Origin of the sequence: Rhodococcoides fascians NBRC 12155 = LMG 3623 (assembly GCF_001894785.1) — a bacterium.
GTDB lineage: Bacteria > Actinomycetota > Actinomycetes > Mycobacteriales > Mycobacteriaceae > Rhodococcoides > Rhodococcoides fascians.
The window spans coordinates 1,068,627-1,089,740 of the sequence record NZ_BCWW01000001.1 but is presented as its reverse complement, the minus strand read 5'-3'; the positions used below and the strand labels follow the sequence as shown (position 1 = coordinate 1,089,740).

Sequence of the window (21,114 nt, the reverse complement as noted above, 5' to 3'; positions counted from 1 at the left end):
CGTACGGCGTTTCGCGCCGAAAGACCGTTTCTCCCCGCTCTACGTGGGGTAAACATCGGCCCACATCAACTGATCGGGGAACGTTCGTGAACACGTCGGGAAAATCCACGTCGGGACATTCGGGAACAGGAAAATCACTGGCCAATTCGGTTCAGGACAACGGTGCATTCGAGAAGGCGGCCCGGGCCGGCCACTTCGTCAGCGGAGTGCTGCACATCCTGATCGGGTACATCGCCATCCGATTGGCGTTCGGTCAGGGCGGTAACGCCGACCAGTCCGGAGCACTCGCAGAACTGGCCGAGAAGCCCGGCGGCAAGATCGCACTGTGGGTTGCCGTCGTCGCGTTCGTGGCACTGGCCCTGTGGCGCATCGTCGAGGCCATCGTCGGCAAGAAGTCCGATTCCGACGAGGGCAGCGCGATGGATCGACTGAAGGCGGCAGCGCTGGCCGTCGTCTACATCGCCTTCGCATTCTCTACCTACGGTTTCGCGACCGGATCCGGTAAGTCCAGTGGGCAACAGAACGCCGGCTACTCGGCGCGACTGATGGAATCCGGTGGCGGCAAGCTCGTTTTGATCGTCATCGCCCTGATCGTCATCGGCGTCGGCGGATACCACGTCTACAAGGGCGTCTCGAAGAATTTCCTCGACGACCTCGAAGGCAGTCAGAGCGGAGCGGTCGTGAAACTTGGCATCGCCGGATACGCGGCCAAGGGCACGGCGCTCGTGGGGGCGGGAATCCTCGTCGTCGTAGCGGTACTGCAGTCGGACCCGTCGAAGGCCACCGGAATCGACGGTGCCGTCAAGACCCTGGGAGCCCAGCCGTACGGGCAGGTTCTGTTGATCCTCGCCGGCGTGGGAATCGCTCTGTACGGCCTGTATGCATTCATTCTGGCTCGCCGCGCTCGCATGTGAGCAGGAGTGGAGCTCGCTTCGCTCGCATGTGAGTGGAAGTTCGTGACGGGTTCACGTGGTCGTCGCAACGAGCAGTCGTTTGTTGTACTCCTCGAGTGGAGTATCCCATCCCAGGGTCTTTCTGGGGCGGTTGTTCAGTAGAGCGGCGACCTCGTCGAGCCGTTCGGGACCGTGCACCGACAAGTCGGTGCCCTTCTTGAAGTACTGACGGAGCAGACCGTTGGTGTTCTCGTTGGTGCCCCGCTGCCACGGGGAGTGCGGATCACAGAAGTAGATCTGCACCCCTGTGGCGACGGTGATCTCGGCATGCTTGGCCATCTCGCCACCTTGATCCCAGGTGATCGAACGCATCAGTGCCGCAGGCAGTTCCGCGATCTTCTTCGTCATCGCCTCGGCCACCGACGCCGCCGAATGATCGATGGGCAGATGCAGCAGCATCACCAACCGCGAGGTCCGCTCGACCAGCGTCCCGATCGCCGACCCGCCCTTGGTGCCGATGATCAGATCACCCTCCCAATGGCCGGGAACGTTGCGGTCGGCGACCTCGGCGGGCCGTTCGGAGATGTTGATCATCCCGCGGATTTTCGATCGCCGTTCGGTGGTGCGGCGGTGCGCCAGCCGCACCGGCCGGCCAGTCCGAAGATGCCTGGTCAGCTCCTTGGTCAGGCCACCTTTGCTCTGAACGTAGAGGGTCTGATAGATCGTTTCGTGCGACACATGCATCTCCGGCGAGTGAGGAAATTCCTTCCTCAGTGTCGCCGAGATCTGCTCGGGCGAGTAGTCCAACTCGAGCAGCGCCTGCACCCGATCGCGCAGCAACGGCGTGAGCTCGAGCTTGCCCTTCTTCGGGCGTTTGGCTGCCTTTCGGGCATCACGCTCGGCCTGATGTGGCTTGTACTGTCCGCGGAAGTACTTGTGCCGCTTGAGTTCTCGACTGATCGTCGACACCGCTCGCCCCAGGCATGTCGCGATCGCGGTCATCGTCCAGCCGTCCCGGACACCGTCGGCGATGAACTCGCGTTCCTCCAGTGAGAGGAAACGGCCCGTCGGCTCCGGTGTCGAGCGTGGACGCACACCACCACGTTCGTACACCCAGTTCCAGCCGCTGCCCTCGCTGATACCGACTGCGAGGGCAGCGTCCTTGATCGTCACGCCACTGCTCCGCAGTGACCAGAGCGTCATCCGAACCTGATGTGAGAAACCCGGGTGAACCATCGCAAACATCCCTAATGATCAGGCACGTTGCAACCACCGCTCGAATCCGCCCGTAGTGGGCTACGAGGTTCCACTCACATGGTGGCCGAGTGTGGTCACGGCCACATAGGATGCACACGATTGGTGTGACGATCAGTTGCAGCTATTCCTACAACCCGGAGGCCCACGTTGAGCAAGACCCTCGAAGCCACGATCGACATCGATGCCAGTCCGCAGGCCGTGTGGTCGGTCGTCTCGGACCTACAGCGCATGGGCGAGTGGAGTCCGCAGTGCAAGAAGATGAAGGTCTTCGGCGGACCCGTCGGCAAGGGCACCCGAACGCTCAACATCAACCGCAAGGGCCTGCTCGTGTGGCCGACCAGCGCCAAGGTCGTCACCTTCGAGCCGAACAAGGCACTGGCGTTCCGCATCGTCGAGAACAAGACGATCTGGTCGTACACGCTCACTCCGACGGCAACCGGAACCACCGTCGTCGAGAAGCGGGAAGCCCCCAGCGGCACCTCGGCCGTGTCGTCGTTGCTGGTCAAGCGGATCCTCGGCGGGATCGACGAGTTCGATGTCGAGCTGGTCGAAGGCATGAACAGCACGCTCCGACGCATCAAGACCGAAAGCGAAAAGTCGAGCCGAAAATAACTTTTCTCAGGAAGGTTTCAGGTTTGTTACCCCTGGGCATCCATGGTTTCGACAAGCAATCGATACACACGGAAAGTGGGGGCAACACATGTTGGGTCTCGGAATCATCGGCTGGATCATCATCGGCGGTCTCGCCGGCTGGATCGGCAGCAAGATCATGAAGACCGATGCTCAGATGGGCATCATCCTGAACATCGTCGTCGGCATCATCGGCGGCCTCATCGGTGGATACCTGCTCAAGGTCTTCGGCGTCGACGTCGAAGGTGGCGGCCTGATCTTCAGCTTCATCACCTGCATCCTCGGTGCATGCATCCTGCTGTTCCTGGTCAAGCTCGTGACCGGTCGCAGCCGCGTCTGATTTCACTCGCACTTCCCGACTGCCGGGGCCGCTCACGTACTCTGTGAGGGCCCCGGCAGTCGTTTTGTTCGCCGTCCGATCAGCTCCCGGCGTCCAATCCCTGCCCGCATCCGAGCTCGCCCGACAGTAAGAGGAGACCGTGGCACGCCGTCCCGCCCCGATTGATCAACCACCCCGCACGGGAGTGGCTCACATCGTCGACCTGGTTCGCGAAACGGTTCCACCGCTACACCCCGCCGGACTGCCCTTCGTCGGTGGTCCCCTGGCCGTCGCAGTGCTCGGCCGTCGGTCGAAGTGGGTCCGCAATGCCGGGCTCGTCGCCGCAGGAGCCTGCGCCACCTTCTTCCGCCACCCGTCGCGCGTGCCGCCGAACCGCCCCGGCGTCGTCGTCGCTCCCGCCGACGGTTTGGTCACCCTCGTCGACACCGCCGTCCCGCCCGCCGAGCTCGATCTCGGTGCACAGCCCGTGCCGCGAGTGAGCATCTTCCTGTCCGTTCTGGACGTGCACGTGCAGCGTGTTCCCGTCGGCGGACGCGTGGTCGAGGTCGTACATCGCCGCGGTCAGTTCAAGTCCGCAGACCTGGCCGAGGCCAGTGAGGTCAACGAGCGCAACAGCATGCACATCGAGACCGATTCCGGTCACCACGTCGGCGTGGTGCAGATCGCCGGTCTCATCGCTCGACGCATCGTCAACAACGCGAAGGTCGGAGACGTGCTCTCCATCGGCGACACGTACGGCCTGATCCGATTCGGCTCCCGCGTCGACACCTACTTCCCGGCCGGGACGACGCTCCTCGTCGAACGCGGCCAACGAGCAGTCGGTGCCGAGACGGTACTCGCCGAGCTCCCCCAGTAGAAACGACATGATCACCAGGAGCGCCAAGCCGCCTGCTGCTATCCGTCTGCTTCCGTCGGTCGTCACCATTCTCGCGTTGTGCTCCGGGTTGTCGGCAGTCAAGTTCGCTCTCGACGGTCAACTCGGAACCGCACTCGCGATGATCGGTGCCGCTGCGATCCTCGACGCACTGGACGGCCGCATCGCTCGTCTGCTCGACGCCACCAGCAAGATCGGTGCCGAACTGGATTCTCTGTCCGATGCAATCTCGTTCGGCGTCGCGCCCGCCTTGGTGCTCTACGTGACTCTGCTCGAGGGCAGTAGTGGCGGTTGGATCGTCGCACTGGTGTACGCCGTGAGCATCGTGCTCCGACTCGCCCGGTTCAACACCCTGCTCGACGAGGACGACACCCCGGCGTACGCCCGCGAGTTCTTCACCGGGGTCCCCGCACCCGCAGGTGCACTCATCGCGCTCGCCCCGATCGCTGCATTCGAGGAATTCGGCGACGGCTGGTGGGCCTCGTTCTACGTCGTCGCCGGCTGGTCGATCCTCACCGCTGGTCTGATCGTGAGCACCATCCCCACTCTCGCGCTCAAGACGGTCTCGGTGCCACCGCGCTTGGCCGCCGGTTTGCTGGTGTTGGTCGCGCTGCTCGCTGCCGCGCTCATCACCTTCCCGCTGGTCCTGCTGATGGGATTGGTGTTCGCCTACCTCGTGCACATTCCGTTCGCGGTGCGCTCGCAGCGCTGGACGGCTGCACGCCCGTACACGTGGGATGCGAAGCCGGCCGAGCGTCGCGCGGAACGCCGCGCCATTCGACGGTCGCCCGGCAACGCGCGCCGGTCGCAGGCGCGTCTGGGACTTCGCCGACCGCGCAGCTGACGACCCCATTAGGTTGGACGTGTGACCGAATCCCGAACCCCCGAGCTCGTTCTCACCACCCGATTGAACACCTCGGCCGCCGACGCCAGGCGAGGCGTCGTCCGACTCCATCCCGAGGTCTTGGCGGCGCTCGGTCTGCGGGAATGGGATGCCGTCTCGCTCATCGGTTCTCGGCGTACGGCTGCGGTGGTTGCCGAGGCTCCCAACGGAATCCCGCAGGGTACCGCGCTACTCGACGACGTCACGCTCTCCAACGCCGGACTACGCGAAAATGCCTCTGTGGCAGTCGCTCCCGTGACGGTCTACGGGGCGAGAACCGTCACGGTCACCGGGTCGGCCCTGGCCACCGGTTCCATTTCCGACGCCACCCTGCGCCAAGCGCTACTCGGCAAGGTCCTCACCGTGGGCGACACCGTGTCGCTCCTCCCCCGCGATCTGGGGCCCGGCACATCGACGTCGACGGCCACGCAGGCACTGTCGCGAACGTTCGGGGTGGCGTGGACGACCGAACTGTTGACGGTCTCGGCCGTCGAACCCTCCGGCGGTCCCGTGAGCGTGCAACCCAATTCTGCGGTGAGCTGGGGGCGCGGCACGGTCGCCTCGGGATCACCCGAATCGGCCTCGGCCACATCGGTTCCGACGCCCGGAGCTGCGGCCCCGCCACGCGTAAGCGCGGCCGACCTGGTGGGTGTAAGCACTGCACAGGCCAAACTCACCGAGTGGCTACGACTGGCGCTCGACGAGTCGGAACTGCTCGCCACCCTCGGCGCATCTCCGCATCTGGGTGTGCTGATCACCGGCCCCGGCGGAGTGGGCAAGACGACGTTGGCACGCGCCGTCATCGGCGAACGGCGATGCGTCGTGCTGGACGGGCCGTCGATCGGCGCATTGGAGGCGTCGGCTCGCGTCGAACGCGTCACTGCTGCGGTCGACGAACTGACCGGCGCGGGGGTGCTGCTGATCACCGATGTCGACGCGTTGCTGCCGTCCGATCCGGAGCCTGCGTCGACGTTCGTCCTCGATGTGCTGCGCCGTGCCGTGGACACTCCGGGCTTCGCTCTGATCGTCACGACTGCACATCCCGAGGCCACCGACGCCAGAGTGCGTGGGCAGGATCTGTGCGATCGCGAACTGACCCTCACTCTCCCCGATGCCGCCGGTCGCAGAGCGTTACTGGAGCATCTACTGAAGAAGGTCCCTCAGGGTGATGTCGACCTTGTCGAAATAGCCTCACGGACACCAGGTTTCGTTGTCGCCGATCTCGCTGCCCTGGTGCGCGAAGCGGCGCTACGAGCGGCTGCGCGGGCATCGAACGATGCCACGGCCGCCTCACTGATGCACGACGACCTGATCGGCGCGTTGCAGGTGATTCGGCCGTTGTCGCGCTCGGGTGCCGAGGAATTGGCGATCGGCAGCCTCTCCCTCGAGGACGTGGGAGACATGGTCGAGACCAAGCAGGCCCTGACCGAGGCCGTCCTGTGGCCGCTGCGTCATCCGGATTCGTTCGCGCGCTTGGGCATCGAGCCACCGCGCGGAGTTCTACTGTACGGCCCACCCGGATGCGGCAAGACGTTTCTGGTGCGCGCCCTGGCCAGTTCGGGCCAGCTCAGCGTGCACTCGGTCAAGGGCGCGGAACTGATGGACAAATGGGTCGGGTCCTCGGAAAAGGCTGTGCGCGAACTGTTTCAGCGCGCCCGCGACTCCGCCCCCTCGCTCATCTTTCTCGACGAAGTAGACGCCCTCGTACCGCGTCGCGGGCAGAGTTCGGATTCCGGTGTCGGCGACCGAGTGGTCGCGGCACTGCTGACCGAGCTCGACGGCGTCGAACCACTGCGCGACGTCGTCGTTCTCGGCGCAACGAACCGGCCCGATCTGATCGACCCGGCTCTACTGCGGCCCGGCAGGCTCGAGCGCCTGGTCTTCGTCCCGCCGCCGGATGCCGATGCGCGAGTGGACATCCTGAAGGCGTCGGGCAAGTCGATCCCGCTCGCCGAGGATGTCGATCTCGAAGCCCTCGCACGCGATCTCGACGGCTACTCCGCCGCGGACTGCGCGGCCCTGCTGCGCGAGGCCGCACTGACGGCGATGCGTCGGTCGATGGACGCAGCAGACGTCACCGCCGAGGATGTCGCCACCGCTCGGGCGACGGTCAAACCGTCACTCGATCCCGAGCAGGTGGCGCATCTGCGGGCTTACGGGAGTGCCTAGCGGCAGTGGTGTGGTTATGCGCCCTCCGCGGCACATAACCACACCACTGCGCAGCACTTACTTCCAGCGGGCCAGAACTTCTTCGGCGCGCTTGGCGAGCACCATCTGGAAGATCGGGCCGAAGCTGATGCGACCGACGCCGAGGGAAGCGAAGTGCGAGAGGTCGCCCTCGGCGGGGTTGGCGATGGCGTTGATGGGCAGCGGGAGTTCTTCGGCGAGACGCTTGTAGTCGTCGTCGTTGTGGAAGCCGACGGGGTAGAGCGAGTCGGCACCGGCAGCGGCGGCCAGTTTCAGGCGTGCGATGGCGCGGTCGACGCGATCGTTCTCGTCACCGATCTGCTTGACGAACAGGTCGGTGCGGGCGTTGATGACGACGTGGACGTCGGTGGCGTCAGATGCCGCGCGGAGGGCTCCGACGAAGTCGGCGTGTTCCTGTGCTTCGCGAAGTCGGCCGCCCTCGCTGTGGACGGTGTCCTCGATGTTGAGGCCGACGGCTCCGGCGGAGATCAGTCCGTCGATCAGGCGCTTGGGGTCTTCTCCGTAGCCGGATTCGATGTCGACCGAGAGCGGTGCGTCCACGGCGGCGGAGATCTGGGAGATGCGGGTGAGCAGTTCGTCGAAGGTGATGCCCTCGTTGTCGGGCTTGCCGATGGAGTCGGAGACGGGGTGGCTGCCGACGGTCAGTGCAGTGAAGCCGGCGGACACGGCGAGGTTGGCGGACCAGGCGTCCCATACGGTCGGCAGGACGACCGGGTTGCCCGGCTGGTGCAGCTCGAGCAGGGTGGTGGCCTTCTGGGACAGGTCGGTCATGGAGACTCCTTCGCGGCGGTTGTGGAGAACGTACGTTCTCCCACATCCAACATACGCGATTCAGTCGATCAAATCGAGGGCCTTCATTCGGTCGAACACCATCAACGACCCCGGGGCGACATCGGGCATGGCGGCGTACTCGTCGCGAGTGAAGTACCGAATCTCGGCGATCTCGCTGGTCGGCGTCGGCTCGTCGGCAAGATCGGCGAGAAAACACGTGATCTCGAGCGGGGTGCCCATCGGATGGCCCCAGGCCTGGCACTCGAACACTCCGAGCAGCCGAACGTCGATGACCGCGGCGTCGAGTTCTTCCCTGATCTCGCGGTGCAGCGCCTGCTCGGGCGACTCGCCGGGATCGATCTTGCCGCCGGCCATGTAGAAGGCAGATTTGCCCGTCGACCGCGTCTGAAGCATGCGGCGGTGGCGAACGTACGCAAGACCGGCGGTGCGAATGGGTCTCGGTTCACTCATCGACGATCGACTCTCTCTATCGGAAACGTCCGGTTTGTACCGCATGGCACGCCGTCGACCACGCAAAGTAGGATGGAAACCGACAAACGTGCCCGCCACCGTTCGGTGGTCGGTCCGCTATTTCTCAAAGGCCGAGTCTTCGGAGACCCAGGTCGATTTCACACACAATTTCACGACCCTACTCATCGCCGCCCTACGACCACCGCCCCGGCCCGAAAGCCGAGGCGACCGAGACGACGGAGTGATTTTTGCTCGCTATTCTTCTTGCGCACGCCGCCGCCGCGCTGCTCGCGCCGCTTCTCGTCCGGTGGTGGGGACGTACTGCATTCTTCCCTTTGGCCCTGGTGCCACTGCTCAGCCTGATCTGGGTGTTCGGCAACTGGAACACCGACCAGAAGCTGCACATCGAATGGGTTCCCGGCCTGTCGATGGACATCGACATGCGCTTCGATTCGCTCGCCGCCATCATGTCGTTGCTCGTTCTGGGCATCGGTTCGCTGATCCTGCTGTACTGCGCCCGCTACTTCGAGGACGACGAGCCCAGGCTGGGCCTGTTCGCCGCCGAGATGGTCGCGTTCTCCGGAGCCATGTTCGGTCTGATCACCAGCGACAACATGCTCGTGCTCTACATCTTCTGGGAAATCACGACGGTGTTGTCGTTCCTGCTGGTCGGCCACTATGCAGAACGCGCGTCGAGTCGGCGCGCCGCGACGCAGGCTCTGCTCGTCACCACCGCAGGTGGTCTGGCGATGCTGGTGGGCATCATCGTCCTCGGCCAGGCCGCTGGGTCGTACAACCTGTCCGACGTCGTCGCGAACGCCCCGGGCGGCTGGCTGCCCGGAGTGGCGATCGTGTTGATCCTCATCGGCGCACTGAGCAAATCGGCCATCGTGCCGATGCACTTCTGGCTGCCCGGTGCCATGGCCGCGCCGACGCCGGTCAGTGGTTACCTGCACGCCGCCGCGATGGTCAAGGCCGGTATCTACCTGGTCGCGCGCCTCGCTCCGGGTTTCGCGGACTCCGGTCCGTGGCGCGCCACGGTCATCAGCCTCGGCTTGCTGTCGATGATTCTGGCCGGGTGGCGAGCACTGCGTGCATTCGACCTGAAACTGATTCTGGCGTTCGGCACGGTCAGCCAGCTGGGCTTCCTGATGGTCCTGGTCGGCATCGGATCCGAGAAGGCCATGTTGGCCGGTCTGACGATGGTGATCGCGCACGCGATGTTCAAGGCCACGCTGTTCATGGTGGTCGGCATCATCGACCACACCACCGGCACCCGAGACATTCGTAAGCTCGCCCACCTGGGCAAGAAGGCCCCGTGGCTCGCCGCCATTGCAGCGCTCGCGGCGGCGAGCATGGCCGGACTACCACCGATGATCGGCTTCGTCGGCAAGGAAACAGCCCTGTCGGCCGTGATCAGCACGCCGACGCTCGACCCCACGGTCGCGGCTGTCGTCGTCGCGGGCCTGGTGATCGGCTCGATTCTGACGGTCACCTACAGCATTCGGTTCGTCTGGGGCGCGTTCGCCCGCAAACAGCTCAAGCGTCCGAGCCCGTCCGTCAGGGCCATGCATGCACCCTCCGCATTGTTCCTCGCCGCGCCCGCGTTCCTCGCCGTTCTGGGTCTGATCGCCGGATTCACGTCCTCGGTCGTCGACCACATCGTCAGTCCCTACGCCCGAACCCTGCCGTCGTACGGGCAGGAGCCTTACCACCTGGCGTTGTGGCACGGGTTCAACCTGCCGCTGGCGCTGACCGTCGTCGTCGTCACCGGCGGCGTCGGGCTGTTCATCGCACACCGGGTGGTCAACCGACTCAAATTCGAGCATCCGCCGCTCGGTAACGCAGACCGCATCTACGACAACGTGCTCAAGTCCATGGACACCCTGTCCATTCGCTTGACCGGCACCACGCAGCGTGGTTCGCTCCCCCTCACTCAGGGCACGATCCTGCTGACGCTGGTGCTGCTGCCGATCATCGTGTTGATCGTCGGCCAAGAACCCGGCCTGGATTACACGCTGTGGAACACCCCGCTGCAGCTGGTCATCGGAGTGATCATGATCGCGGGTGGCCTCGGCGCGACAGTGATGCGCAACCGTCTGGCCAGTGTCATTTTGGTCGGACTCACCGGGTACGGCTGCGGCGTCATCTTCGCCATCCATGGCGCTCCCGACCTCGCCCTGACTCAGTTCCTCGTCGAGACGCTGACCCTCGTGGTGTTCGTCCTGGTACTGCGCAAACTGCCCGCCGAGGTCGACGACCGGGGCTCGGCAGGTTCGCGTGGCCCCCGCGCCGCACTCGCCGTCGCCGTCGGAGCGACCGTCAGCGTGCTCGGCGCGTTCGCTATGAACGCCCGCAGTGCCGCGCCGGTCTCACTGCAGTTCCCCGAGGCCGCGTACGAGCTCGGCGACGGCAAGAACATCGTCAACGTGATCCTCGTCGACATCCGCGCCTGGGACACGCTCGGCGAAATCTGCGTACTCCTCGTCGCCGCGACGGGCGTGGCCAGCCTGGTGTTCCGCAACCGGCGGTTCGGCAGCGCTCCGCGGGTGTCCGACGCCCCCGCATCGTCGTCGGACACGAACGACGCGGCGGAGACGACGTGGCTGCTCGGCGGCGATCTGATCGATCCGCGGCATCGTTCGTTGATTCTCGAAGTCACGACGCGGTTGATCTTCCCGACGATCATGGTGCTGTCGATCTACTTCTTCTTCTCCGGACACAATGCCCCCGGCGGCGGTTTCGCCGGTGGTCTGACGGCGGGCCTCGCGCTGGTGCTGCGGTATCTCGCCGGTGGCCGGTACGAGCTCGGCGAAGCGGTCCCGATCGACGCAGGCAAGATCCTGGGTCTCGGGTTGATCTTCGCGGCCGGCACGGCGGTGGCGTCGATGTTCCTCGGCGCTCCGGCACTGTCGTCGGCGACGTTGGAAGTGACACTGCCGATTCTCGGTGACATCAAGCTGGTCACCGCATTGTTCTTCGACCTCGGTGTCTATCTCATCGTGGTCGGGTTGGTACTCGACGTGCTCCGCAGTCTCGGCGCGCGTCTCGACGCACAGGTGGAAATGCAGAGCCAAGGCCGAGTGAGTGCCCGATGACCGCAGATGTCGGAATGCTCGTCATCGTCGGCGTTCTCGTCGCATCGGGTGTGTACCTGCTGCTCGAACGCAGCATCACCAAGATGCTGCTCGGTCTGCTGCTGTTCGGCAACGGAGTCAATCTGTTGCTGCTCACCGTCGGTGGCCCGGCAGGTACCCCGCCTATCGTCGGTCGAGACAACTCGCTGCACCAGAACATGGCCGATCCGCTGGCTCAGGCCATGATCCTGACGGCGATCGTCATCACCATGGGTATCGCCGCCTTCGTGCTCGCGCTGGCGTATCGATCGTTCACGCTCAACACCAAGGACGACCTCGAGAACGACCCCGAGGACACCAAGGTCTCCCAGCGCCGTTCGATGGCCGAAGCACCGGACCGCGACCGTTCCGACGACCCGGTCACCGGTGAGCCGAGCTTCGGCGGCGACGCTTTCGACTCGAAGGGCAATCCGATTCCGCTCGAGCAGATCAGGAACCTCGAAGACCTGGAGTGCTACGAGGATCTGCACGACGGCGACTTCGACAACGACGACGACAACCCCCAGCTCCGCGGTCTCGACGGACTCGACACGGCCGAGAAAGACGACAGCCGACCGGAGCACCCCAACACTGCCGACTCCAGGCCTGACGACACCAGCTCCGACGACTCCAGCTCCGACGACACGAAGGGAGACGACAAGTGACGATCTCCCCGGGCGTGATCGATGCCCTGACGCCGCTGCCCGTGCTCATCCCGATGCTCGCCGCGGCATTGACGCTGGTGCTGGGACGTCGCCCCCGCGCGCAGCGTTTCATCACTCTCGCCGCGCTGACCGCGGTGGTCGCGATTTCGTCGATGATGCTCTACCTCGCCGATCGCGATGGGACCAGCGCGCTGCAGGTCGGCGGCTGGGATTCACCACTGGGCATTTCGCTGGTGGTGGACCGGCTGTCGGCGATGATGCTCGTCGTCTCGTCGATCGTGCTGCTGGCCGTCATGGTGTACTCGATCGGCCAGGGTATTCGCGACGGCAGTGAGAATCAGCCGGTCTCGATCTTCCTGCCCACCTATCTGGCCTTGACCGCAGGCGTCTGCAACGCGTTTCTGGCCGGCGACCTGTTCAATCTGTTCGTCGGATTCGAGGTGTTGCTCGCGGCGTCGTTCGTCCTCCTCACTCTCGGGGCAAGTGCCGACCGGGTCCGCGCCGGCGTGTCCTACGTGATGGTCTCGATGGTCTCCTCGCTGATCTTCCTGATCGGCATCGCATTGGTCTACGGTGCCACCGGAACACTGAATTTGGCCCACATCGCCGTGCGGATGGACGACATCCCGTCCGGCACTCGTACGGCCATCTTCGCGGTGCTGCTCGTTGCGTTCGGCATCAAGGCCGCGGTGTTCCCGCTGTCCACGTGGCTGCCCGACTCGTACCCCACGGCCCCGGCTCCGGTCACCGCGGTGTTCGCCGGCTTGCTGACGAAAGTCGGTGTCTACGCGATCATTCGCGCGCACACGCTGCTGTTCCCGGACGGCTCGCTCGACAACGTGCTGATGGTCTGTGGCCTGCTGACGATGCTCGTCGGCATCCTCGGCTCCATCGCACAGAGCGACATCAAACGACTGCTCTCGTTCACTCTGGTGAGCCACATCGGTTACATGATCTTCGGCGTCGCGCTGTCGACTCAATCGGGACTGTCCGGCTCGATCTACTATGTGGCCCACCACATTCTGGTGCAGACGACCCTGTTCCTCGTCGTCGGCCTGATCGAACGTCAGGCCGGTTCGTCGTCACTGCGACGGCTCGGAGGATTGGCCGCGGCCAGCCCGGTGCTGGCCATCGTCTTCCTGGTGCCGGCCCTCAATCTCGGTGGTATTCCGCCGTTCTCGGGGTTCATCGGCAAGGTCGCCCTGCTGCAGGCCGGCAGCGATCAGGGCAGCGTACTGGCCTGGTTGCTCGTGGCCGGCGGCACCGTCACCAGCCTGCTGACCCTCTACGTGGTTGCTCGTGTCTGGACCAAGGCGTTCTGGCGAGCCCGCGCCGACGCACCGGAAGGTGACCTCGCGGACAACAGCCCCTCTGCTCTGCTCGACGATTCCTCGGACATCCAGTTCGGTGACCGCGAGGATGTGGGCCGGATGCCCGCCTTCATGTTGATCCCGACGATCGGCCTCGTCGTCGTCGGTTTGGCGATGACGGTGTTCGCCGGGCGCATCATCGACATCAGCGATCGGGCGGCGGCGGATCTGCGGGATCGCTCGGTGTACATCGACGCCGTGCGGGGAGCCGAGTTCGTCGGCGATCAGGCCTACGAACAGGCACGCGCAGACGAGGAGGGCACCCGATGAAGATGAACCGTTCCTTCCTGCTGCGGATCTGGACACTGGGATGGTTGACGGCCATCTGGGTTCTGTTGTGGGGCAACGTCTCTGCGGCCAACATCCTCGGCGGACTCGCGGTCGGCCTGCTCATCATGGTGCTGTTGCCGTTGCCGCGGGTGCCGGTCGAGGGACGCATCCACGTGTTCTCGCTCGTCAAGCTCGCAGTCGTATTCCTCTATTACGCAGCCGAATCCAGTGTCAGTGTGGCGTGGTTGGCGATCCGCCCGAAGGCACCGCCGGTCACCGGTGTGCTGCGCTGCCGCATCGCCATCAAGTCCGATCTGGTGCTCACCCTCTTCGTCGACGCGATGAATCTCGTCCCGGGCACGATGGTCCTCGAGATCGATCGCACCCGACGCCTGTTGTACGTGCATGTGCTGGACATGGGCACGCAGAAGGCAGTCGACGGGTTCTACACGTACGTTCGGAACCTCGAGAAGCTGTTCATCGCGGGATTCGAGCGCGACTCCGATTGGAAGCCGAGCCCCCTGCATTACCAGGAATACGAGCAGTACCACGGGGTTCTGGGTGACGATCCCGAATCGGGCGATCTCGATACTCCGCGCGACGACAAGATGACCGACGACAAGAGGAAGGGGGACTGGTCGTGACCGTAGTACTGGCGATCGCAGGCGCGCTGCTGATCGCCGCCGCGATCCTCACCGCATTCCGGTTGCTCGACGGCCCGAGCACGTTGGACCGCTTGGTCGCGATGGACACGATCCTTGCCGTGTCGATGTGTGGGCTCGGTGTGTGGGCCGTCTACAGCCGCGACACCACGCTGGTGCCTGCCATCGTTGCGCTGTCCCTGGTCAGCTTCGTCGGGTCGGTCAGCATCGCACGGTTCAGAGTGAGGGACGAATGAACGACACAGTGAGGGGCGAACGATGACCGCAGCCCAGTGGATTGCATCTGTCTTCATCCTGTTGGGAGCGCTGTTCGCCTTCACGGCCGCCGTGGGCATCGTGCGTTTCCCCGACACGCTCTCGCGCATGCACGCGGCCACCAAACCGCAGGTGGTCGGGTTGATCATGGTGTTGGTCGGCGCGATCATCAGCCTGCGCGGCAATGTCGACATCTGGATGCTGGTGCTGGTCGGCATCTTCACTCTCGTCACTGCTCCGGTGATTGCGCACACCGTGGGACGCGTCGCCTACCGGGAACAGCGCGGGCGCGACGGCCTGCTCATCGTCAACGAGATGGAACCGAACGAACCCGATCAGTGAAGCGCGAGCGATCTGCGAAGAACGCGGTATGGAATCCGAACGCCATACCGATCAGGATTCCGAGCACGAGCGGACCGAACACCAGTGGGTTCGCGGCGAATTCCTCGGCGAGGTAGCGGTAGCTCAGCAGTAGGGCGGCCATCGCGACGCAACCGTAGGTCACCAGCGTGATCCGGTCGCGGTCCCATCCCCGTTCCGGGTCGCGCAGCAACGATTCGATGGTGAGGCACAGGACCGCGCCCGCCACCAGGTCGACGCCGTAGTGGTAACCGAATCCGAGCGTCGCAGCCAGTGTTCCCAACAGCCACAGTGTGCCGCCGGTGCGCAGCCACCAGGGGCCGCGTCGGGAATGGATGAAGATGCTCAGAGCCCACGCGGTGTGCAGGCTCGGCATGCAGTTGCGCGGCGTCTGCGAGTCGAACGGGATCTCGCCGAGGCTGCCCAAGAGCGGAACCGACTGCGTCGGCCACGACTCGAACGCGAACATCGGGCCCACCACCGGGAACAGCAGGTAGAACACCGGTCCGACGAGTCCGATGAGCAGGAACGTGCGGAACAGGAAGTGTCTCGGCCACGCTGAGCCCGCGGCGACCCCACGCAGTTGGTACAGCGCAACAATGATCGCCGCGACGGGGAGCTGAATGTAGATCCAGTGCAGCGTTCCCTCGGCGACCGGGCCGAGTCGGTCCAGAATGCTGCCGAGCACCCAGGACGGATTTCCCAGCGCATGATCGGCGGCGTATGCGTATTCGTCGAGAACGTAGGGCCGGACCAAGGTCGTGATGTGCAACCAGGCATCGCCGGCCTTGGTCGCGAGCAGCAACAGTGCGCCGAGGGCGACGCCGCGCATCGCCCGAGCGTCATGGCGCCGGACGACATGGAACGCGAGCGCGACCAGCACCAGCGACGGCCCGTTCCCGACGGTCGGTGGCACATCGAACAGATACCGGCCGCCCAGTACGACGGCATCGAGCGCGGCAGCGACGGCCAGTACGCGCAGGCGGGACGAGCTGTTCAGACCTACCGTGGCCAGGACGAGCGCCGCCCACGGCAGCGACATCGACTTCGGTGTTCCGAACATGTCGTTCCACATGCTCGGCAACGGGCCGGGGAAGTTCCATTTCCACGCGACGACCTGCAGCGTCAGCAGAAACGCTGCGACAAGGACCGCACCGACGATCAGAGGACGAACAGAGTCCTCACGTGTCGCATCGACCTCGACGCTCTCGACGTCCCCCTGCAGCACGCCGTTGATCGTAAACGCTGAGTGAACACAAAATTAAATACAGAGGGTCACGATTGGAGATCGGTGACCAACGACTCCACGACGGCACGTAGATCGCCGCCGGATTTCGCGGCCACTGCACGCTGGCGTTGATACGAGGCACCGAGGCGGGGAATGTCGGCCACCGCGGCAAGCTCGTCGACGCAATTCAACCGGACCGCCGTCGGAGTCAACTTCTCCAGTAAGTCGTGCAGATCATCGGTGACCAGCCGCTCGTTGCTGTCGGCGTCGAGAATGATCTCGGCGTCGAGGCCGTACCGGGCAGCTCGCCACTTGTTCTCCTGGACGTGCCACGGCGGGATCGTCGGCAGGGTCTCGCCTGCTTCGAGTCGTTCGTCGAGATGCACGATCAGGCAGTGCGTCAACGCGACGAGGGCCGCGAGTTCACGCTTGGTCGATGCGCCGTCGCACACCCGAACCTCGATGGTTCCCCACTTCGGAGCCGGGCGGATGTCCCAGTGCATGCCCCCGAGCTGCTCGATGACGCCGGTCTTGAGCTGATCACGAACGAATCCCTCGAACTGCGACCAGTCGTCGAACTGAAACGGCAGACCGGCCGTCGGCAACTGTTGAAACATCAGTGCTCGGTTGCTGGCGTATCCGGTGTCGTTGCCCGCCCAGATCGGCGACGACGCCGACAGTGCCAACAGATGCGGGTATTGCAGCAGCAACGAGTTGAGGATGGGAAAGACCTTGTCGGGAGAGGACACCCCGACGTGGACGTGCACGCCCCAGATGAGCATCTGTCGGCCCCACCACTGGGTACGCGCGATGAGCTCGTCGTAGCTCGGGGAGCTGGTCAGCTGCTGCGTCGACCATTCCGCGAACGGGTGCGTCCCGGCCGAGAACAGATCGATCCCCAGAGGATCCGCGGCTCGGCGCACCAGGTCCAACGAGCCGCCGAGGTCCTCCATGGCCTCCCCGACGTTCTCGCACACTCCGGTGACGAGTTCGACGGTGTTGCGCAGCAGTTCCTTCGTCACCCGAGGCGTGTCTCCGGCGAGGTCACGAACGCCGTCCATGACTGCCTCGGCGGAGTTGACGAGATCCCGCGTGCTCTTGTCGACCAGCGCAATTTCCCACTCCACGCCGAGCGTGGGTCGCGGAGAACTCGCGAAGTCGATCCGGGGAGCGTTCAAACTACTTCAGTACCGCGCACGCCGCCCGAGCACCGGCATCACCGGTCATCAGGGTCGCCATGTCGGGTACCGCAGCACCGTCGGGCAACGTGTACCGCGGCGGGATGTTGGCGAAGTTGTCGGCACCCTCGTGCACGATGACCGACGTTCCGGCACCACCGGCGCGCAGGTCGTCCAGCGTGATCGCATCGGTGGTGGTGACCAGGCGGCCCGTGCCGTCCTCGCCCACCTGGATCGACGACAGGTCGCCGCTGGAGGGGTGTTCGGTGCGTCCGTCGACCTGCAGGTGACCACCCGCAGAGAGGAAGTTGCCCGGCTCACCGCCGGTAGGTGCCACCGAGTTCGGCTCGCAGGCCCCGACGGTGTGGACGTGGAAGCCGTGGAAGCCCGGCGTCATGTTCTCGACCTCGGCCGTGACGGTGAGCTTCTCGCCCTCCGACGCGAACGACACGGTGCCCACCTCGGCACCGGACGCGTTGCGGAGCACGCCCTCGATCATGTTCTCGGAGCTGCCTTCCGAGCCACTCTCTGCCCGACCGTCACCGGCGACTGCGGCCGCGGACGGGTCTGCTTCACCGGTCCACACCGGCGGCACCGTGCCGGGTGTGTCGGACGCGACCTCGCCGTTGCTGCAGGCAGAGAGCCCGAGAGCGGCGATCGCGAGGACCGGGGCCACGTAACGCAAAGAGCGGGTCGCAGCAGTGCGTCGCTTGAACAGGTCCATCGAAGAGTGCTCCTCTTTCGGGCAGGGTGAAGGGCTTGCAAAATCATAACGTGCCGACCGATTCGGCCGAACCGGACAGGTTGTCATGCCGGCGAGTTACTGCGTCACGATGACGACGACACCCGCGGTGGATTCGAGTGAACTCGGTTTGGGCTCGGCCGGAATGCCGAGTTGGGTGGCGATCGTCTGCGCTGCCTGCTGCTCACCGGTGTCGGTGCCGTAGTACACCGCGGTCTGGGCGAACTGAGCTTCGCTGAAGTTGCCGGTCTCGGCGACCGTCCAGCCCTCGGCGGTGAGTGTGCTCGCAGTGCCGGCGGCGAGCCCGGAGACGTTGGAGTTGTTGAGCACGCGCACCTCGACATCGGCGGCGGCGCGAGAGGTGGTTGCCGCGGAGGACGTGGTCGACGACGCGGCAGGAGCCTGCGCGGCGGGAGCTTGGGTACCGGGAGCTTGCGCCACCGGAGCGGCAGCCGTCGTCGTCGCGGCAGCGGGCGCCTCTGCGGCGGCATCCTCGGAATCGGAGCCGGTCAGAGACAGTGCACCGATCGCTGCGAACAGGATCGCGAGCGAGATCAGCACCATGGCCAGGGCACGGAGGGGTGGCCCGGTCTGTTCCGGGTTGGGGCTGCTCACGTACTCGACCCTAGCCGACCGTCGATCGAGACCTTTTCAACGGAGCTTGCGCCTTCCCCACGGAGCAACATCTCTCGGCAGAGTCGAAACCCGACGCGGAGGATCAGACGTCGAAACCGAGCCGACGTGCGGCGCGGGCCTTCTGCCTGCTCGCACGCAAACGGCGCAGTCGCTTGACCAGCATCGGGTCTGCAGCAAGGGCTTCGGGACGATCCACCAACGCGTTGAGGATCTGGTAGTAGCGGGTTGCCGACATGGAGAAGAGTTCCTTGATCGCCTCTTCCTTGGCCCCGGCGTACTTCCACCACTGGCGCTCGAAGGACAGGATGTCGTGCTCTCGTCGGCTCAAGCCGTCCGCACCGACTTCGTTCGGATCGTGAGAGCCGTCCGATCCCGGTTGCTGAGACTGGTTCGAGTCACGCGCTGCTGCGCCGTCCATCCCACTCCTCGACTTCTCGACTCCCCTGGGCCCGTGCGACAACCGACCCCGAGGAAATCTGCTTCCCCCAGTGCTGCCGGCACCCGTACGAGTACCGACCGAACTTCGAGCGAATTACACAGTTGTACTTCGGGGATCATTCAACCACGTTCGACCGCCCGGACCCGGCTCCCGCGAGGTACTCGCGCGTGGCGTGTTCGTCGACGACCGAACCGTCGGTGCGACACTCGTCCACCGGCTCCGCTCCCGACGGGCCGGTGGGTGGGCCGGGCGTCACCCACTATCCTTGTCGACCATGGCAATTCTTCCCATCCGGATCGTCGGCGATCCGGTGCTCCACACTGCGACCGATCCCGTCACCGAGTCGCCGGCCGAGCTCGCCGAGCTGATCGCCGACATGTACGAGACGTTGGCGGCTGCCAACGGCGTCGGACTGGCGGCGAACCAGGTGGGCGTCGGTAAGCGTCTGTTCATCTACGACTGCCCCGACCAGGGCGCGGACGGCAAGGTTTTCCGCCGCCGCGGAGAGGTCGTCAACCCGGTGCTCGAGACGTCCGAAGTTCCCGAGACGATGCCCGACCCCGACGATGACGACGAGGGGTGCCTCTCGGTCCCCGGTGAGCAGTACCCCACCGGTCGGGCCGACTGGGCGCGAGTGACCGGTACCGACGCCAACGGCGATCCGGTGGACATCGAGGGCCGCGGGTTCTTCGCCCGGATGTTGCAGCACGAGGTGGGTCACCTCGACGGCTTCCTCTACACCGATGTGCTCATCGGTCGCCACGCGCGAGCGGCGAAGAAGGCGATCAAGCGCTCCGGGTGGGGCGTCCCCGGCCTCAGCTGGGTGCCGGGCACCGTCGACGACCCCTTCGGCCACGACGACGAGGACGAGGACTGATCGCTGCCGTGACCGTTCCGCCGGGGACGCGGGTGATGCTGCGGTACCGACTGCCACCCGGCCACACCCATCCGATGACGGACGTCATCGGGGAATTGGTGTCGGCCGACGCGGTCGCGGTGTCGGTCCGCGCCAAGGACGGCGCTCTGGTGCAGGTGGCCGCCGATCGCATAGTGGCCTTGAAGCCGTTGGGCCCCAAACCTGTTCGCACCTCGGAGATTCGGGCTCTGGAGGCGGCCGCGGCCGACGGGTGGCCGGGTGTCGAACAGGAGTGGATCACCGGCTGGCAGTTGCGTTTCGGGCACGGCTTCACCGGGCGCGCCAATTCGGCGGTGCCTCTCGAGCCCGGCGCAGCAGCAGATTCCGAGACGGTGGCCGCGATCTCCGCCCGATACGACGCACGAGGACTGACGCCGATCCTCGCCCTCCCCGACCGTCTCGCGACCGCACCGGCCGGTTGGTCGACGTTCAACGAGACCGTCGTCATGGCGGCGGATATCTCGAATCTGGTTCTACGCGAGGGCGACTCGCCTGTCACCGTCTCTCCCGAACCGACCGCCGACTGGTTGAGTTCTCTGCGCTACCAAGGCCGAGAGGCGACGACGGGTGCTGCCGAGGTGGTCTCGGCGGTGCGCAACGGAACCCTCGGTTTCGGCGCGATCGGGAACGCAGGAGTCGGATCGATCGCAGTGGGCCGAGCGGCCGTCACCGCGGCCCCGGACGGTCGGTCGTGGGTGGGTCTGACCGCGCTCTGGGTGTCCCCCGAGCATCGCCGCAACGGTCTCGGCACGCTGATGTGCGGCGAGCTGGTGCGGTGGGGACGCGAGAACGGCGCCACGCACGCATACCTTCAGGTGGCCGTCGACAACACCGATGCCCAGGCGCTCTACCGCGATCTGGGATTCGGCGAGCATCACCGCTATCGCTACGCGCGCCCGGACGACACGATCGGCCGCGAGCCTGTCGGACGCGTTCTATAGGGTTCCTTC

22 protein-coding genes are annotated in these 21,114 nt (G+C 65.2%); 14 read left to right on the top strand and 8 right to left on the bottom strand.

The genetic code is table 11. The features are described from left to right. Positions 1–137 precede the first annotated feature (137 nt). On the top strand, positions 138–914 hold the full coding sequence (locus RFA01S_RS05500) for a DUF1206 domain-containing protein (RefSeq protein WP_139278392.1): 777 nt from the start codon (positions 138–140) through the stop codon (positions 912–914). Between the two features lie 51 nt (positions 915–965). Here RFA01S_RS05500 and RFA01S_RS05495 read toward each other — a convergent pair whose 3' ends face one another. After that, on the bottom strand, positions 966–2,129 hold the full coding sequence (locus RFA01S_RS05495; protein ID WP_371829089.1) for an IS30 family transposase: 1,164 nt from the start codon (positions 2,127–2,129) through the stop codon (positions 966–968). Positions 2,130–2,297: 168 nt separating this feature from the next. On the opposite strand from RFA01S_RS05495, the gene RFA01S_RS05490 reads away from it, so the two are divergent. The 5 genes from RFA01S_RS05490 (at position 2,298) to RFA01S_RS05470 (ending at position 7,046) form a co-directional block, all read left to right on the top strand. After that, entirely contained in the window at positions 2,298–2,762 is a 465-nt protein-coding gene (locus RFA01S_RS05490) for an SRPBCC family protein (RefSeq protein ID WP_027498458.1), read from the top strand. Positions 2,763–2,850: 88 nt separating this feature from the next. Beyond that, on the top strand, positions 2,851–3,120 hold the full coding sequence (locus tag RFA01S_RS05485; RefSeq protein ID WP_027498459.1) for a GlsB/YeaQ/YmgE family stress response membrane protein: 270 nt from the start codon (positions 2,851–2,853) through the stop codon (positions 3,118–3,120). A 139-nt stretch (positions 3,121–3,259) separates the two neighbouring features. After that, positions 3,260–3,976, top strand: coding sequence for a phosphatidylserine decarboxylase (locus RFA01S_RS05480; RefSeq protein ID WP_027498460.1), 717 nt, complete (start codon positions 3,260–3,262; stop codon positions 3,974–3,976). Between the two features lie 7 nt (positions 3,977–3,983). Beyond that, a complete protein-coding gene (locus tag RFA01S_RS05475; protein WP_032406513.1) occupies positions 3,984–4,838 on the top strand; it encodes a CDP-alcohol phosphatidyltransferase family protein in 855 nt (284 codons plus the stop codon). A 21-nt stretch (positions 4,839–4,859) separates the two neighbouring features. Beyond that, positions 4,860–7,046: an AAA family ATPase gene (locus RFA01S_RS05470; protein WP_032406514.1), complete on the top strand. Its 2,187-nt coding sequence runs from the start codon at positions 4,860–4,862 to the stop codon at positions 7,044–7,046. 57 nt (positions 7,047–7,103) lie between these two features. On the opposite strand, the gene RFA01S_RS05465 is transcribed toward RFA01S_RS05470, so the two are convergent. After that, positions 7,104–7,856: an isocitrate lyase/PEP mutase family protein gene (locus RFA01S_RS05465; protein WP_032365137.1), complete on the bottom strand. Its 753-nt coding sequence runs from the start codon at positions 7,854–7,856 to the stop codon at positions 7,104–7,106. Positions 7,857–7,916: 60 nt separating this feature from the next. Further along, positions 7,917–8,327, bottom strand: coding sequence for an NUDIX hydrolase (locus RFA01S_RS05460; protein ID WP_027498464.1), 411 nt, complete (start codon positions 8,325–8,327; stop codon positions 7,917–7,919). Between the two features lie 248 nt (positions 8,328–8,575). Here RFA01S_RS05460 and RFA01S_RS05455 point away from each other — a divergent pair, with 248 nt between their 5' ends. The 6 genes from RFA01S_RS05455 to mnhG are packed head-to-tail and all read left to right on the top strand — an operon-like array spanning position 8,576 to position 15,007. After that, positions 8,576–11,425 carry a Na+/H+ antiporter subunit A gene (locus RFA01S_RS05455; protein WP_032406515.1) on the top strand — a complete coding sequence of 950 codons (2,850 nt, stop codon included), beginning with the start codon at positions 8,576–8,578 and terminating at the stop codon, positions 11,423–11,425. After that, entirely contained in the window at positions 11,422–12,108 is a 687-nt protein-coding gene (locus RFA01S_RS05450; protein WP_081371263.1) for a Na(+)/H(+) antiporter subunit C, read from the top strand. Before RFA01S_RS05455 ends, RFA01S_RS05450 begins: the two co-directional genes overlap by 4 nt. Next, on the top strand, positions 12,105–13,748 hold the full coding sequence (locus tag RFA01S_RS05445) for a Na+/H+ antiporter subunit D (protein ID WP_027498466.1): 1,644 nt from the start codon (positions 12,105–12,107) through the stop codon (positions 13,746–13,748). Before RFA01S_RS05450 ends, RFA01S_RS05445 begins: the two co-directional genes overlap by 4 nt. Positions 13,749–13,750: 2 nt before the next feature. Further along, positions 13,751–14,392, top strand: coding sequence for a Na+/H+ antiporter subunit E (locus tag RFA01S_RS05440; protein ID WP_228139369.1), 642 nt, complete (start codon positions 13,751–13,753; stop codon positions 14,390–14,392). After that, entirely contained in the window at positions 14,389–14,646 is a 258-nt protein-coding gene (locus RFA01S_RS05435) for a monovalent cation/H+ antiporter complex subunit F (protein WP_027498468.1), read from the top strand. Before RFA01S_RS05440 ends, RFA01S_RS05435 begins: the two co-directional genes overlap by 4 nt. A 22-nt stretch (positions 14,647–14,668) precedes the next feature. Continuing rightward, positions 14,669–15,007 carry a monovalent cation/H(+) antiporter subunit G gene (mnhG, locus tag RFA01S_RS05430; protein WP_027498469.1) on the top strand — a complete coding sequence of 113 codons (339 nt, stop codon included), beginning with the start codon at positions 14,669–14,671 and terminating at the stop codon, positions 15,005–15,007. On the opposite strand, the gene RFA01S_RS05425 is transcribed toward mnhG, so the two are convergent. The 5 genes from RFA01S_RS05425 to napA form a co-directional block, all read right to left on the bottom strand. Next, on the bottom strand, positions 14,973–16,262 hold the full coding sequence (locus tag RFA01S_RS05425) for a phosphatase PAP2 family protein (RefSeq protein WP_032406516.1): 1,290 nt from the start codon (positions 16,260–16,262) through the stop codon (positions 14,973–14,975). The genes mnhG and RFA01S_RS05425 overlap by 35 nt on opposite strands. Positions 16,263–16,300: 38 nt before the next feature. Next, positions 16,301–17,431, bottom strand: a complete 1,131-nt coding sequence (locus RFA01S_RS05420) for a glutamate--cysteine ligase (protein ID WP_027498472.1) — start codon at positions 17,429–17,431, stop codon at positions 16,301–16,303. Between the two features lies 1 nt (position 17,432). After that, positions 17,433–18,155 (bottom strand): superoxide dismutase[Cu-Zn], encoded by a 723-nt coding sequence (gene sodC, locus RFA01S_RS05415; RefSeq protein ID WP_032365131.1) that lies wholly within the window; start codon positions 18,153–18,155, stop codon positions 17,433–17,435. Positions 18,156–18,251: 96 nt separating this feature from the next. Further along, positions 18,252–18,788 carry a LytR C-terminal domain-containing protein gene (locus RFA01S_RS05410; RefSeq protein WP_228139287.1) on the bottom strand — a complete coding sequence of 179 codons (537 nt, stop codon included), beginning with the start codon at positions 18,786–18,788 and terminating at the stop codon, positions 18,252–18,254. Positions 18,789–18,891: 103 nt separating this feature from the next. Next, positions 18,892–19,227, bottom strand: a complete 336-nt coding sequence (napA, locus tag RFA01S_RS05405; RefSeq protein WP_032365130.1) for a nucleoid-associated protein NapA — start codon at positions 19,225–19,227, stop codon at positions 18,892–18,894. A 295-nt stretch (positions 19,228–19,522) separates the two neighbouring features. Between napA and RFA01S_RS05400 the strand changes: the two genes are divergently transcribed. Both RFA01S_RS05400 and RFA01S_RS05395 read left to right on the top strand, forming a co-directional pair. Further along, positions 19,523–20,125, top strand: coding sequence for a peptide deformylase (locus RFA01S_RS05400; RefSeq protein WP_032406628.1), 603 nt, complete (start codon positions 19,523–19,525; stop codon positions 20,123–20,125). Between the two features lie 8 nt (positions 20,126–20,133). Further along, positions 20,134–21,105 carry an N-acetylglutamate synthase, CG3035 family gene (locus tag RFA01S_RS05395; protein WP_442978215.1) on the top strand — a complete coding sequence of 324 codons (972 nt, stop codon included), beginning with the start codon at positions 20,134–20,136 and terminating at the stop codon, positions 21,103–21,105. The last annotated feature ends 9 nt before the right edge of the window (positions 21,106–21,114 follow it).

Bases quoted from the DNA above. Each gene is read 5' to 3' on its own strand.
- RFA01S_RS05400 (WP_032406628.1), top strand. From the start codon at position 19,523: ATGGCAATTCTTCCCATCCGGATCGTCGGCGATCCGGTGCTCCACACT.
- sodC (WP_032365131.1), bottom strand. From the start codon at position 18,155: ATGGACCTGTTCAAGCGACGCACTGCTGCGACCCGCTCTTTGCGTTAC.
- RFA01S_RS05485 (WP_027498459.1), top strand. From the start codon at position 2,851: ATGTTGGGTCTCGGAATCATCGGCTGGATCATCATCGGCGGTCTCGCC.
- RFA01S_RS05495 (WP_371829089.1), bottom strand. From the start codon at position 2,129: ATGGTTCACCCGGGTTTCTCACATCAGGTTCGGATGACGCTCTGGTCA.
- napA (WP_032365130.1), bottom strand. From the start codon at position 19,227: ATGGACGGCGCAGCAGCGCGTGACTCGAACCAGTCTCAGCAACCGGGA.
- RFA01S_RS05465 (WP_032365137.1), bottom strand. From the start codon at position 7,856: ATGACCGACCTGTCCCAGAAGGCCACCACCCTGCTCGAGCTGCACCAG.
- RFA01S_RS05475 (WP_032406513.1), top strand. From the start codon at position 3,984: ATGATCACCAGGAGCGCCAAGCCGCCTGCTGCTATCCGTCTGCTTCCG.
- RFA01S_RS05460 (WP_027498464.1), bottom strand. From the start codon at position 8,327: ATGAGTGAACCGAGACCCATTCGCACCGCCGGTCTTGCGTACGTTCGC.
- RFA01S_RS05450 (WP_081371263.1), top strand. From the start codon at position 11,422: ATGACCGCAGATGTCGGAATGCTCGTCATCGTCGGCGTTCTCGTCGCA.
- RFA01S_RS05440 (WP_228139369.1), top strand. From the start codon at position 13,751: ATGAACCGTTCCTTCCTGCTGCGGATCTGGACACTGGGATGGTTGACG.
- mnhG (WP_027498469.1), top strand. From the start codon at position 14,669: ATGACCGCAGCCCAGTGGATTGCATCTGTCTTCATCCTGTTGGGAGCG.